Here is a 12,868-nt window from a genome sequence, read left to right as displayed (position 1 = left end):
TTCGCATTTCCCCTAGTCACAGGGGTAAACACGAATTTCTTTCCACAATAACAGTTGGAATAATAACGCTTTTCTTGAACATGGTTGGCTCTTTCACCAGTTCAATTAAACAATTCGCTGACTCATAACCTAACTGAAAAATTTGAGTATCTACTGTCGTTAAAGGTGGATTGGATACCTTAGCGATGACAGAATCATTAAAGATAATCATGCTCATATCATTAGGCACTTTAATACCTCTTTCACTCAAAGCCGTTAGTACAATTAATGCATTTAAGTCATCTGAAACGACTAATGCAGTCGGCGGTTCAGGCAAATCTAATAGTTCGCCAATGATTCGCCTTCCATGGTCAGGATTGAATGATATATTTTTAATATAACTCTTTGGAACAGTAAGGTTCTTCCCTTTAAGTGCCTGGCTAAAACCGTTGAGTCTCGCTTCACTTACTTCAAACTGCTCATCTTCTCCAATAAACGCAATTTTCTCATGACCCAAATTCAACAAAAAGTCTGTTGCTTCTTTTGCTGCTTGAATATTATCATTATCGACAAACATAATTTTACTAGACTCGATTAGCGGTTTACCAATGACAACGAAAGGAATACCCGATTCGATTAAATAAGGGACTACTTTGTCATCTTTTTTGGAATATAAAACAATCATCCCATCCACTCGTTTTCCGCGGACCATTTTGACTGTATCATTAAAAATTTCTTCCTCAGATTCCCCTGTCGTTAAACTGATACTGAAATCGTATTTACTGCACAACGCACTAATTCCTCTAATAACTTCTGGGAAAAAGGAATTATGCATCGTCTCTGATGTCGAGTTCTTCATAATAATCCCAATCGTTTTGGTGGATTGCGTCGCAAGCATTTGTGCATTGTAATTAAGGTGATAGCCCATTTCGTCCATCACTTTACGCACTTTTTGTTTTGTTTTGTCACTAATATGTGGGCTATCTGAGAGGACACGTGAAACAGTAGATGGGGCTACCCCCGCCCTTGCTGCAACATCTTTAATCGTAACTGACATAACCTACATCCTTCGTCTAATTTATTTAACAGCACCTTCTGATACGCCTTCAATAATTTGTTTTTGTGCGAAGAAATAACCGATAATGACTGGAATGATTGCTATTGTCAATCCAGCTAATGCTAAATGCCATTGTTTTGTATATTGACCAAAGAACAAATACATTTTCAATGGGATAGTCGCACTTGAATCTGCCAATATAAGTGATGGGAGTAAATAATCATTCCAGATCCAGATAACATTCAGTATACCAACTGTCACTGAAATAGGCTTTAATAATGGAAAGATAATTTTCCAAAATACTTGGAATTTATTCGCACCATCAATAATTGCAGCCTCATCCAACGAGCTCGATATACCTGTCATGGCACCATGGTACAAGAAAATGGATAGACTTGATCCAAATCCTAAATACATAAAAATAAGACCTGTACGATTCAGCATATCCACCTTACCAAAAAGTGAAACGAGTGGAATCATCACTGATTGGAATGGAATGAGCATTGCGGCAACAAATACTAAAAAGATAATGCCACTCAATCTACTCTTATTACGCGCCAGTGCATAGCCTGCCATTGAGGAAAAGATAATAATGACACTGACACCTAGAACAGTAATAAGTAGCGAGTTGAAAAGTGACCTCATAAAATCTAAGTCGGCAAAAGCCTTCACAAAGTTATCCATCGTGTATTCTTTTGGTAATCCAAGTACATCCGTAAAGATTTCTCTTTTCGTTTTGAATGCATTGACTATCATTAAGTAAAAAGGAGATAACCATAATAAAGCAAGCACCAGACCTAAAAGCTCGATGAGATACAAATTACGTTTACTTCGCTTCATTACAAGTCTACCTCCCGCTTTTTATTATAATAAACTTGTGTAATTGCAACAGCCGCTATAATAATGAAGAAAATAACCGCTTGTGTTTGAGCATAAGCCATTTTATTTTCAGTAAAAGCCGTTTTAACAATACTCATCGCAACCATTTGCGTAGAATTATAGGGCCCACCATTTGTCAACGACAAGTTTTGGTCGTAAATTTGAAACGAATTGGACAATGTTAAAAACATACTTACTGTAAATGCTGGTGCGACAAGCGGAAAGGTGATATTTCGAAAGCGCTGAAAACTAGATGCGCCGTCAATTTCGGCAGCTTCTAATAAATCCTTTGGAATGTTCTCCAGATAAGCAATGTAGATAATCATAATGTACCCTGCCATTTGCCAAGATGTCAAAATGACAAGGCCCCAAAAGCCAGTTGCAGTCGTAGATAACCATCCTGTTAGCGCTTCAATACCAAGTAAATCTCCTAAACTTCCAAAAACGCTGATGAATACAAACTGCCAAATAAACCCTAAAATAAGACCGCCAATTAAATTCGGCATGAAGAAAACCGTTCGCATCAAACTACTTGTTTTCATTTTTCGAGTAACAAGTAAAGCGAGACCTAAGCCTAAAAAATTAAGAAGTATGACGGAAGTTACGGCAAATTTCGTCGTAAACCAAATGGATGCTCTAAATTCAGCATCTTTCAATAAGGTGATGTAGTTTTTAAAGCCTAGAAATTCAGTTGCCGCCATCCCGTTCCAGTTCGTAAAGGAATAAATAAAACCATAAACAAACGGCACAATGATGACAATACCTAAACTTAAAATGACTGGCATCAAAAATAACCAAAATGATAAATCTCGGTTACGCATAGCTGGCACCCCCAATATGTAGTACAGCTAACAAAAACTTTTCATAGTTTCTGTTAGCTGCATTGTGCTATCTTTTATTATATACACTAAGACAGCCTAGTATCTTAATTTTATTTCCGTTCTTCTTCCCATTTCGTTCTTGATTGAGTCATGACTTCGTCCCAATCCATCCCACCACTTAAATACTTTTGAATATTTGCGCCAAGTGTTTCCTGATTCCATCCAGTTGGGCTTGCTTGATAGACCCATCCTTCAATTGTGTTTCCTGCTTCAGCATACTCATAGATTTTTTGTGAAAGTGGATCGGAAATTTTAGTTGCATCGTAGCCTTTATAAGCTGGAATAAATTTGAAATCTTCAAGTACAGCAGTCTTTCCTGTTTCAGATGTATACATCCAATCCAAGAAATCTTTACTTGCCTGTACTTTTGCTGGATCACTCTTGCCATTTACAGCCCAGAACATCGGTACACCTGCCGGAATCTTACCTTCAAAGCCCTCAACTGGAACCGGAAGAATACCGATACCATTTTCCGCTAGCTCTGAATCCATATCGTAAACTGAGTTATAGACCCAGTTTCCTTGTTGGATCATTGCTACTCTTTCTAATGAAAATAATTGTTCAACTTGTTGAGAGTAGTCTAGGCTTAAAATTGGCTGAACAGAATATTTGTTTTGCAAATCAAGGTATCTTTTCAGCTCATCACCTTTTTCAAATGCAATCGTTTCCGCTTTATAAGCTTCTGAAATATCGTTATTAAATTCCGGTGCAATAAACATATTCGATATGTGATCACCTAGAACCCATAGTTCTTTCGCTGGTAATGCGAATACTGCATCAATGCCTAGGTCTGCTTTTTTACTATCTAGTAATTCAACCGCTTCTTGCAAATCAGCAAATGTAATAATTTCATCTGGGTTAATGCCAGCTTTGTCTAAAATCGATTTATTGAAAATTAAACCGTAACCTTCCTGGTTAAATGGTAATCCAAGAACTTTATCACCATCTTGTACAGCAGTTAATGTTCCATCTAAAGATGCAGCAACCGCTGCCGTGTCAGAGACATCTGCTAAGTACTCTTTGTATTCTTCAACAGCTGATGGTCCACCTACGTTAAAAATGTCTGGCTCTTCACCAGAAGAAAATGATGTTTTTAAACTTGCACCGTAATCATTTCCACCACCAACGGTTTTAACATTAATTTTTACATTGGGATTTTCTTTTTCATAGACTTTAACTAAACTTTCAAATTGATCTTTAATTTCTACTTTAAATTGGAAAATGTCTATTGTTACCTGATCACCAGTAGCTTCCGTTTTTTCTGTTTCTCCATCTTCCGCTGGTGTACAGCCAACTAACGCGAAGATAGAAAGGAATATTACAGACAACAAGCTGATCGAATACTTTTTGTTCTTCATACAATCTCCCCTTTTCCCTAAAATGAATACGGTTGCATGATTTCACAAGAAGTGATTTTCATATAGCACTTTCATACTATATATAATTTGTGAAACCGGTTGCATTGAATTGCATTTTCAGACTAACATGAAATTTAGAATTATGCAATACAAATATTTTATCCACCCCTATTTCACCTTCTCTACAAATCCATTTATATATCCAAATGGGTCTAGATAGAATGAAAATCTTATGCTACAGTTAATTTGCTAACTTGTTAAAATAATGAAGAATAAGGTGATAGCTATGAACGTATTAGCGATTGATATTGGTGGTACAAATATTAAAATGTGTCTAGTAGACAAAGCAGGACAGGCTTCTGCATTTAAGGAAATTGAATCTGGCGCTATAAAAGGCGGACAATACTTAGTCGAGAATCTAATGCAGACAATTGCAGAGACCTACACAGGCTTTGATGCCATTGGGATTAGCACAGCCAGTCAAGTCAACAGTGACGAAGGGACAATCATTTATGCGAATGAAAACTTCCCTGGATATACAGGCATGAATATGAAAGCTATTTTTGAAGGACGCTTTGGTGTTCCCGTAAAAGTAGAAAATGACGTCAATGCAGCAGCTTTAGGGGAAAATTATTTTGGGGCAGGTCAAGCCTTTAAAGACTTTCTATGTTTAACCTACGGAACAGGCATTGGAGGAGCAATCGTCATTGATTCGACCGTTTACAAAGGGATGAACGGTATTGCCGGTGAATTTGGACATTTGATGCTCCATCCTGGTGGCGAGAAATGCAATTGCGGATGTATTGGCTGCTACGAAATGTATGGCTCCACAACAGCTTTAGTAAGGAAAGCCTCGGAGCTGGATAGTAAATACAGCAACGGTCGAATGATTTTTGAAGGACTTGAACAAGGCGATCAGCAGCTAGAGAAAGTGCTAAACGATTGGGTGCTTGAAGTAGCCAATGGACTTGTATCGCTAATTCACATCTTTAATCCACCAGCAATTATTATTGGTGGTGGAGTGATGGAACAGGAAAAACTAGTGGCAGCTGTTTCTGCAAAAGTGCAACAATTAGCAATTAGTAGTTTTTCTGGCGTCCAAATTATTAGTGCCAGCCTTGGAAATAAGGCAGGATTACTTGGAGCAGCATCGTTGCATTTGTATAAATAAGTACATTTGCAGCATAGAGGAGGCGCAGCTATGACCAATCATTCAGGGTTAATGGGTGGTTTGTTTGCTATCAGTGAATGGATTATGAAGTTTTCTCTTACCAATCTATTCTGGATACTATTCAACTTACCCATCGCCTTTTTATTATTAAATCTAATCTTCGTTGAAAAGCTAGAAGAAGTATTGTTCTTTCTTATTCCGATAGCACTATTGATGCCTGTGCTATTCTTCCCTGCAACTACCGCTATGTTTGCTGTAGTTAGGAGTTGGATTATGAAAACAGAGGATAGCGGAAAGCTTTTCCGACCTTTTTTACGTTTTTACAAAGAAAACTATAAAAGAAGTGTAGGAAACGGATTGTTCCTCACAATGATTTGGCTCGTTTGGGCAGGCGATCTCTATTATTTCTTTAATAAAAATAAAATGATGGTGATTGTTTTTATTGTGTTAGGCATGCTACTGTTCGTTTTCTCAGTCAATCTTTTCTCTGTAACTGTTCATTATCACATGAAATGGCTACCTGCATTAAAAAACACATTTTTACTAACTCTCGGAAGCCCACTATTATTTTTTGCAGTCGCTTTAAGTAGTGGCATCATACTTTATATCAGCTTTAATGTGCTTACATTTTTACTCCCTTTTGCCACCGGCTCACTCATTGCTTTTCTATCATTTTCCGCATTTTATCGGAATTTCTTAACACATACAAAATCAGAATAAGCGCTAGCATCTACAATTTTGTAGATGCCAGCGCTCTTTATATTTCTTTATACGGTTTAAAGCCATTGTTCTTCTGAATATCCTCTAACAAACGTCCATACATCTCCCGCGAACCTGGGTGCTTCGTTCGCACGGTAAACATTTCAGAGCTTCCAATAATAATGAGCAGTTCACGCGCTCGCGATAACGCCACATTTAGTCTTCTGTAATCACGTGCAAACCCGATGTCGCCGCCCTTTTCTCCATGATTTCGTACGAAGCTTAAAATAATGATATCCATTTCCATTCCTTGAAACTTATCTACGGATCCTGTTCGGCAATGCAAATGCTGTGGCACTAACTCCTGCTGGATTAAGCGATCAATACGCTTCACCTGTTCCCCGTAAAAACTAATGACGCCGACACTTTTTTTGTCTTCTGGCTTCATCTTGCCTTCATTTTTAACTTTAGCGGTAGCTTGTTCCAAATCGACGAGCAGATTTTTGACCATCGTCAACTCCGCCTCGTTAAACCGACTTGTTCCGCCCTTCACCTTCTCCTCAAAATACGCCGGTTTATTGGGCATATCAAACCAAAGAAGATGGTCTTTCCGTTTAATATAAGGAGAATCAATCATATGATCACGTACCGTATCAGAATCTGTCAGTCCACATTGCAAACGGTAATCCCCTTCTTCATAAAAAGGTGTAATCGTCTGCATAATGCTCTCATGCATGCGATACTGGATGCCAAGCATCGTCTTATTTTGCTTCGGCAATGTTCTAAAAAGACGCTCGAATAACGATTCATTCAGCAATTTTTCAAATTCCTTCTTATCTTCCTGAACATCGATTTCCTCGAGAAATTCCTCAAGCGTTTCTTGACCAACAAGTGGCGGAAGCTGATGATGGTCCCCCACTAAAATAATCTTTTTGCCTTTTAACATCGGCAATAACAATTCAGGAGGTGTTGCTTTTGACACTTCGTCAATAATGACGACATCGAAGGTTGGGTATTCTTCCATGAAGTCACGTCTAGCTGATGCCACGCAGGTTGTACCAATGACATTGGCGTGTTTGACATACAGTTTTCGGATTTCATCTAAATCATAGTCATTTGCTTCTGTCAGCAAGGATAGCCATTGTCGTTGCAGCGTTTGCGTAATTGGCAGACGGCGTTGTTCTTTTGTCAAATCCTTTAATTCTTCCTGTAATGCTTCTAGGATAGCAACGACTTGGCGCTGCTCAACCTCTGGCTGCTCCATCAAGATGTCTGCTAACACGGCCAGTCGCTGTTGCAATGCCACTATTTTTTCACCTAAGCTGAGTTGCTCTTCTGCTAATGCTTGTAACGCCGAAGCATTGCTTGCCTGTTCTTCGGTAGTTAACCGCGCCACAGTCAGTTGCTGCTTTAGCTCAGATTCGATGGTTTCTAATGATGCCTTCGTTTGTTGGTAAGCAGCATATACTTGTTCTATGTCAGCCAATTGTGCAGTCATGTCACTCAACATGGTTGTTTCATCGACAGTACCAAGCTGCTCCAACAGTTTCAAGCTCGTTTGCCGCAGATTCGTTAGCTCTAGTTGAAGAGTGTCACATTGCTGTCGTATGACCACTGAATTTTGTTCAGTTGTTTCAACCGTTTGCTGCAAAGAATAAATTACTTCCTGACGAATAGCAGTAAATAACGTTTTCGATTGACTAAGTAGCCCATTTTGCTTTTCAAAGCCTGCCAATTGCATTGCGGTGAAGCTTTTTTGGTGACGCAACATATGTAGAGCAATCGCAATTTTTTCAAGGTTTTCATACTTTTCAGCTGAATAGCTTTTAATTGCTAGGCTCTGCTTTGTCGTCGATGCGACAAGGAAGCGCGCGATATTATCAACCAACCCATTGATTTCTGCTACTGTTGTGTACGAACGACGAACTGTTTTCTCACCTGAATGCTTCAAAAATCCATGTTCTCTCAATAATTCTTCCAGCATCTGAATGGCAGTAGCTAGCCTTGCTGCCAGTTCCGTCCATTCTGCATAGCCATCAATCGATTGACTCGCAGCGATATCGCCAAGCAATCGATTTAAATCAGTTATTTTTGGCTTGGTTCCGGATGGCAAGCTCCCCCCTGCCTCAGCTAACCGTTTTTCTAACAGATCTAGCTCCATGACCCCTTCGAGTTCATTGACCAAATGCTGGAGATCGTCTATTTTTTGGCGCTTCACCGCAAGCTCTTGTTGAGCCACCGCAAGTGACTGCTCGGTTTCATCAATTTTTTGCACCGTTTGCCGATAGTCGATGTCACCACGTAGCTTCACTAGTCGTTGTTGTAACTTGTCGATTTGTTCAGTAGATTGCATCCCACTGCGTTGTGATTGCAAATGTAGCTCCAGCCGCCCGATTTCAGTCGCTACCTCGTCACTTAAGGTTTGCAATGTGGATTGACGTTGTAACAAGCCTTCACGCTCTGTTGTAATAACATCCGTCCTTGTTGCCTGCTCGTTAATCTGATCAGTAAGTGTAAGCTGTTCAACTTCAGCTACCTGCTTCACCCGTATCTTTTCCGATAGCGCAACTAATTGCTTTTGCAATTCCGCTTGTTCGACCTCGCCATGTTCGATATCCTCTATCAGCTGCGCTTCCCTTTCGCTATGCGCACGCAGTTGTTCATTGACCGCAGCCAAGGTCTGGTTTTTCCAATTAAGTGCCACGTTTTCTTCGATGAACTTCTTGCCTTCTTCTTCTATACTTTCAGTTCTACCATAGCGTAAAATCCGAATGTCTTGGTGCGACAATAAGCGACCAAGTGCATTATCGACGGCTAAATTCGCTTGTGAGGCGACCAATGTGCGGAGCCCAGCCTTGACATTTTGATGACAAATTTCAGAAATCACGGTTGTTTTCCCTGTTCCAGGAGGCCCCTGAATCACATATAAATCATGCGAGGTCATAGCCCCAGTGACAGCTTCCCTTTGAAATTTATTTAATTCATTATGAAATTCAAGCTGCTGCTGTTGCTTTGCGATACGGACAGTTGGTCGCTCTTCAAATAAAACCTTTTCCAAATTGGCGTTGGCAGCCAGTCCATCCTGCAAATCCTTAAAGCCTTTGCGCAGTCGTCTCACTTGACTTAATTCCAAAAAGTTACTAAATGTTACTTCCTTAAATGATTGTGGCTGCCACTTATGTTGCCGTGCCAACTCTCTATAGTGACGATTCAGTTCAATCTCGACTAGACTTTTTGAACGATTGGCATTCAGCACACTTCCGATATCCTGTGAAGTCCCTGCCATCTTAGCGCTGAAGCCTTTAATGGCCTGCCAATCGGGGCCGTTTAAGTCATTGCATAGTAGACGAAGCTTACTGAAATCCTCACTAAAACTGGCACGCGAAAAAACCGATGTCACATCTGCAACATCTGCATTGCGTTCTTGTATGCGCAAATAGCCTTCCCAGCTAGAAATTCTTTTCTTCACATAATCAGAGCGTTCTTCTGCAATCGGTAGTTCCCGAAGACTCGTATACAAGTCGACAGGCATCGTAGCCCCCGTATTACGGCCAAGTTGGAACTTCAACCGGGTAGGCAAACGACGATTGGTGCGGACGACCTCTTTCCGACCTCTCACATGAAAACCAGTAGCCAAAAAACCATCATGCTGATAGACACATTCCATGACAACAACCTTGCCCTGCAGGCGCTTCGCTAGCACTTCATTCGTTTCGTTATCAAAGAAAAATGAAAAGGACATATTGCCTTGTTTATTATTTGGGCGTTTTTCAATATAGATGTCAAAAGCATCCTGTAACGCAAAAAAAGCATGTTCCCCTGTTACAATTTGCGCCATTCCTTTACGCGCGTTCTCTGTTATGCCGAGGCCGCAGCGCAACACTTGTTGTTTAGTTAATTGTCGAGTCACAGGAATGCCTTCTTTCTATAACGAACAGAAGTCAGCCTCCCTTTACATATGAGATGACTGACTCTGCATTATTATCGTTTCGTCTATACAAGCTGATGTTCTCATTATAGTGTATTTCGAGAGGAATGTCCCGTGATTTTGGATTCCTTGCATGGTATGATTACAAATGGATTATTAACTACTCAACTAGGAGCGGACATTTTGGATAAAAAACAACAGCAGCAAATGACATACTATTATAATAAGTTTACAGATAGAACTTTTGACGAAAAAGATCTGTTTAGTTTTTTAATGACCGTTAAAAACGATGTGCATGACAATAAAGTGATGGAAGAGCTAAGTGATTTTCTACTCCAACGAGAAAATAACACAGGCTACGTCAAGGACTATCTTGAGGAATGCAAGCAAATTATTACTCACTTAGAAAAGTCAAAGAACAGGAAAAAGATTGAGGAGCTGTTTTCATTTAAAGAAATCCGAAATGGCTTTAACGCGCTATTCAGTAGCTATGGTTTTGATAAACTATCAAATGAAATTATTAACGATTTCATTTTATGTATGATCTCTTTATTGCAAAGTGTAGCATTGCTATCTGGGTCGCTGAAGAAGGAAGTCGGACATTTAAGTTTTGCAGCTTCTAGCAAGGAAATATTTTTAATGGGCAATATGAAAACGCTGAGCAATGGTCGCTACATTCCCGTGACGTTTCCCGTATTATCTGTAAGAAATATATACGAAAAAATAACGCCACAGGATAGCAATGATACACCCTACCTTTTTAATGACGAGCTTATCGAAGTTGTCAATATAGACGGAGCGTTAGTCATCACGTTTCCTGAAATCAAATGAGGATAAAAAACCAGCCTTTTTCAACTAGGCTGGTTTTTATTTTATTCGGTAACTATTTGAGTCCATTTCAAAATAGAGCTGCTAACAATCCTAAAATACGAACAAGGTTGATTTCCGCTTCAGTCGGACGCTTTCCGCGGGCATGGCTTGAGCCAATCGAACAGCGTAGGGTTCGATTTGCCGTATTTCTGCGTTCTTTGCGGAAATTAAGGCATCTGCTCTCCTGCTCTCAACGCTTCGCTTTTGTTCGCAAAAGCCGTTCTTCGTAACGGCTTTCGCAGGAGTCGCCGACTTGCGCTTCAATCAACGAGAGTAGAGTGTCAAATTGGCGAACTTTTAAAAAAGAAATTATATAATCATTCGTCTTTTTTTATCAAAATAAGTAGTTATGAAATTGATTCATTTAGTAATATATTTTCATGTACTCGGAATAAATCAAAAAGTTTTTCTTTATTCTTAGTAAACAACTATGTATAATAAATATTAAAGAGAAAGGAGAATTTATTTGACGATTCCTAAGCCACTTGTCCAATTAAATCAGGCTTTTATCCTAACGACTGTATTGTTAGGTCTCTTCATACATCCAAGCATCCTACTCCTACCATTTTTAATAGGCGTTTACACATTAGTAACAAAACAAAATCCAATCATATTACTGGGGAAACGATTTTTGCGCAACCCCGCAAATACGTACCACCAAGAAGATAAAGCACAGCAAATTTTCAACCAATGGATCGCCACAATTTGTATTGGTTTATCGTTACTATTCTTTTCATTCAACCTTCCAACGATAGCCTTCATTTTTGGCTTCATGGTTATCGCAGCTTCCGGCATCGCTTTAATGGGCTATTGTATCGGCTGCACAATTCGTTACCGCTATATGATGTGGCGCAGTCACCGAGCATAAGAAAAGAACCAAGCTCCGAAACCATTCACTACGTTTCGGACTTGGTTCTTTTCACTATTTTGTGCTGTTCTTTTCGTTTTTTGCGACCTTATCTGCTTTTTTATATTCTTCTTGGTAAAGTACTTCTTGCGTTGAAGACAATCCATTATTCTTAGTAGTTAATTGCACATGTGGAGGTTTTTTCTCGCTCATACATACACGCTCCTCTCAGCATTTTTTGCTATTCAGCCCTACAATCGCTTTGCAGATAAAACCTATTTAGTATTTTTCTTTTTAGCTGCATTTTCTAATTTACTTTTTGGTGACTCCACAAATTCCGTATCTGTATATCCTTGCGGTGTTACACTAATCGCTTTCTTGCCTTTATTAGCATTATTATTTTTCGTCATGTGTTTCACCTCCATGTAGACATTTCAATTCACATTGTAGTATGTCCAAATCGAGTAAAGACACTCTTCTATTTTTTATTTCAACTTAGCTATTTCTTCTTGCGTCAATGGCCGCCACTCACCAAGCGCTAACGTACCAAGTGAAAGATCTTTAATTCTCACACGCTGCAACTGCGTGACCGTATATTGAAAACGTCGACACATACGACGAATTTGTCGATTTAGTCCTTGCGATAACGTAATTTTAAAACAATAATCATCTAGTTGAACAACTCGGCAAGGCTTCGTTTTAACATTCCCCTTTTTTCTAGGATTGTAAATGTCAACGCCACTCGCCATATCCTCTATAAATTCAGCTGTTATTTTTTTATCGACCGTCACAATATAATCTTTTTCATGCTCATTTTCTTCCTTTAACAGCTCATTGACAATACTGCCGTCATTCGTCAGTAAAATTAACCCTTCCGATTGCTTATCAAGTCGTCCGACTGGAAAAATACGTTCTGGGTAATTAACAAAGTCAATAATATTCCCTTCAATTCCACTCGCCGCCGTACAAGTTACACCAGGTGGCTTATTGAGCATAAGATAAACATCATTTACTTTCGCTTTAATAAGCTGCCCATCCACCTCAACGCGATCTCCTTCACTCATCACATGTCCAAGTGAAATTTGGTTGCCGTTCACCGTTACTTTTCCCTCTTTAATTAGCTTATCCACCTTGCGCCTTGAACAAAATCCCGATGCACTAATAAATTGATTCAATCGCATAACTTTTCCTCCATTTAT

Annotated in this window: 12 protein-coding genes; 4 read left to right on the top strand and 8 right to left on the bottom strand. The window is 39.4% G+C overall.

Going from position 1 to position 12,868, the window contains the following annotated elements; genetic code table 11:
* Positions 1–16: 16 nt before the first annotated feature.
* The 4 genes from R2B77_RS14860 to R2B77_RS14845 form a co-directional block, all read right to left on the bottom strand.
* Positions 17–1,036 carry a LacI family DNA-binding transcriptional regulator gene (locus tag R2B77_RS14860; RefSeq protein ID WP_203248902.1) on the bottom strand — a complete coding sequence of 340 codons (1,020 nt, stop codon included), beginning with the start codon at positions 1,034–1,036 and terminating at the stop codon, positions 17–19.
* Between the two features lie 21 nt (positions 1,037–1,057).
* Positions 1,058–1,876, bottom strand: coding sequence for a carbohydrate ABC transporter permease (locus R2B77_RS14855; protein ID WP_203248903.1), 819 nt, complete (start codon positions 1,874–1,876; stop codon positions 1,058–1,060).
* Positions 1,876–2,736, bottom strand: coding sequence for a carbohydrate ABC transporter permease (locus R2B77_RS14850; protein ID WP_203248904.1), 861 nt, complete (start codon positions 2,734–2,736; stop codon positions 1,876–1,878). The genes R2B77_RS14855 and R2B77_RS14850 overlap by 1 nt, the downstream gene beginning before the upstream one ends.
* Before the next feature lie 110 nt (positions 2,737–2,846).
* On the bottom strand, positions 2,847–4,154 hold the full coding sequence (locus tag R2B77_RS14845) for an ABC transporter substrate-binding protein (RefSeq protein ID WP_203248905.1): 1,308 nt from the start codon (positions 4,152–4,154) through the stop codon (positions 2,847–2,849).
* A gap of 286 nt (positions 4,155–4,440) precedes the next feature.
* On the opposite strand from R2B77_RS14845, the gene R2B77_RS14840 reads away from it, so the two are divergent.
* The gene (locus tag R2B77_RS14840; protein WP_203248906.1) at positions 4,441–5,325 is read left to right on the top strand and encodes an ROK family protein; all 885 of its coding nucleotides are present in this window, start codon (positions 4,441–4,443) and stop codon (positions 5,323–5,325) included.
* A gap of 30 nt (positions 5,326–5,355) precedes the next feature.
* The gene (locus R2B77_RS14835; protein WP_203248907.1) at positions 5,356–6,045 is read left to right on the top strand and encodes a YesL family protein; all 690 of its coding nucleotides are present in this window, start codon (positions 5,356–5,358) and stop codon (positions 6,043–6,045) included.
* 37 nt (positions 6,046–6,082) lie between these two features.
* Here the strand turns inward: R2B77_RS14835 and R2B77_RS14830 are convergent, their stop codons facing one another.
* Positions 6,083–9,934, bottom strand: coding sequence for a DEAD/DEAH box helicase (locus R2B77_RS14830; RefSeq protein WP_203248908.1), 3,852 nt, complete (start codon positions 9,932–9,934; stop codon positions 6,083–6,085).
* A 201-nt stretch (positions 9,935–10,135) separates the two neighbouring features.
* Here R2B77_RS14830 and R2B77_RS14825 point away from each other — a divergent pair, with 201 nt between their 5' ends.
* Positions 10,136–10,783: a hypothetical protein gene (locus R2B77_RS14825; protein WP_203248909.1), complete on the top strand. Its 648-nt coding sequence runs from the start codon at positions 10,136–10,138 to the stop codon at positions 10,781–10,783.
* 505 nt (positions 10,784–11,288) lie between these two features.
* Entirely contained in the window at positions 11,289–11,690 is a 402-nt protein-coding gene (locus R2B77_RS14820) for a DUF4395 domain-containing protein (RefSeq protein WP_203248910.1), read from the top strand.
* A 54-nt stretch (positions 11,691–11,744) separates the two neighbouring features.
* On the opposite strand, the gene R2B77_RS14815 is transcribed toward R2B77_RS14820, so the two are convergent.
* From R2B77_RS14815 to R2B77_RS14805, 3 genes are all read right to left on the bottom strand, one after another.
* On the bottom strand, positions 11,745–11,882 hold the full coding sequence (locus R2B77_RS14815) for a YfhE family protein (protein ID WP_203248911.1): 138 nt from the start codon (positions 11,880–11,882) through the stop codon (positions 11,745–11,747).
* 62 nt (positions 11,883–11,944) lie between these two features.
* Complete coding sequence (gene sspL / locus R2B77_RS14810) at positions 11,945–12,079, bottom strand: small, acid-soluble spore protein L (protein WP_203248912.1); 135 nt, start codon at positions 12,077–12,079, stop codon at positions 11,945–11,947.
* A 75-nt stretch (positions 12,080–12,154) separates the two neighbouring features.
* Complete coding sequence (locus tag R2B77_RS14805) at positions 12,155–12,850, bottom strand: pseudouridine synthase (protein ID WP_203248913.1); 696 nt, start codon at positions 12,848–12,850, stop codon at positions 12,155–12,157.
* Between the last annotated feature and the right edge of the window lie 18 nt (positions 12,851–12,868).

The organism is Sporosarcina beigongshangi, from assembly GCF_033485195.1.
GTDB lineage: Bacteria > Bacillota > Bacilli > Bacillales_A > Planococcaceae > Sporosarcina > Sporosarcina beigongshangi.
This window is presented reverse-complemented; position numbering and strand designations above follow the sequence as displayed.

Bases quoted from the DNA above. Each gene is read 5' to 3' on its own strand.
- R2B77_RS14860 (WP_203248902.1), bottom strand. From the start codon at position 1,036: ATGTCAGTTACGATTAAAGATGTTGCAGCAAGGGCGGGGGTAGCCCCA.
- R2B77_RS14855 (WP_203248903.1), bottom strand. From the start codon at position 1,876: ATGAAGCGAAGTAAACGTAATTTGTATCTCATCGAGCTTTTAGGTCTG.
- R2B77_RS14850 (WP_203248904.1), bottom strand. From the start codon at position 2,736: ATGCGTAACCGAGATTTATCATTTTGGTTATTTTTGATGCCAGTCATT.
- R2B77_RS14845 (WP_203248905.1), bottom strand. From the start codon at position 4,154: ATGAAGAACAAAAAGTATTCGATCAGCTTGTTGTCTGTAATATTCCTT.
- R2B77_RS14840 (WP_203248906.1), top strand. From the start codon at position 4,441: ATGAACGTATTAGCGATTGATATTGGTGGTACAAATATTAAAATGTGT.
- R2B77_RS14835 (WP_203248907.1), top strand. From the start codon at position 5,356: ATGACCAATCATTCAGGGTTAATGGGTGGTTTGTTTGCTATCAGTGAA.
- R2B77_RS14815 (WP_203248911.1), bottom strand. From the start codon at position 11,882: ATGAGCGAGAAAAAACCTCCACATGTGCAATTAACTACTAAGAATAAT.
- sspL (WP_203248912.1), bottom strand. From the start codon at position 12,079: ATGACGAAAAATAATAATGCTAATAAAGGCAAGAAAGCGATTAGTGTA.
- R2B77_RS14805 (WP_203248913.1), bottom strand. From the start codon at position 12,850: ATGCGATTGAATCAATTTATTAGTGCATCGGGATTTTGTTCAAGGCGC.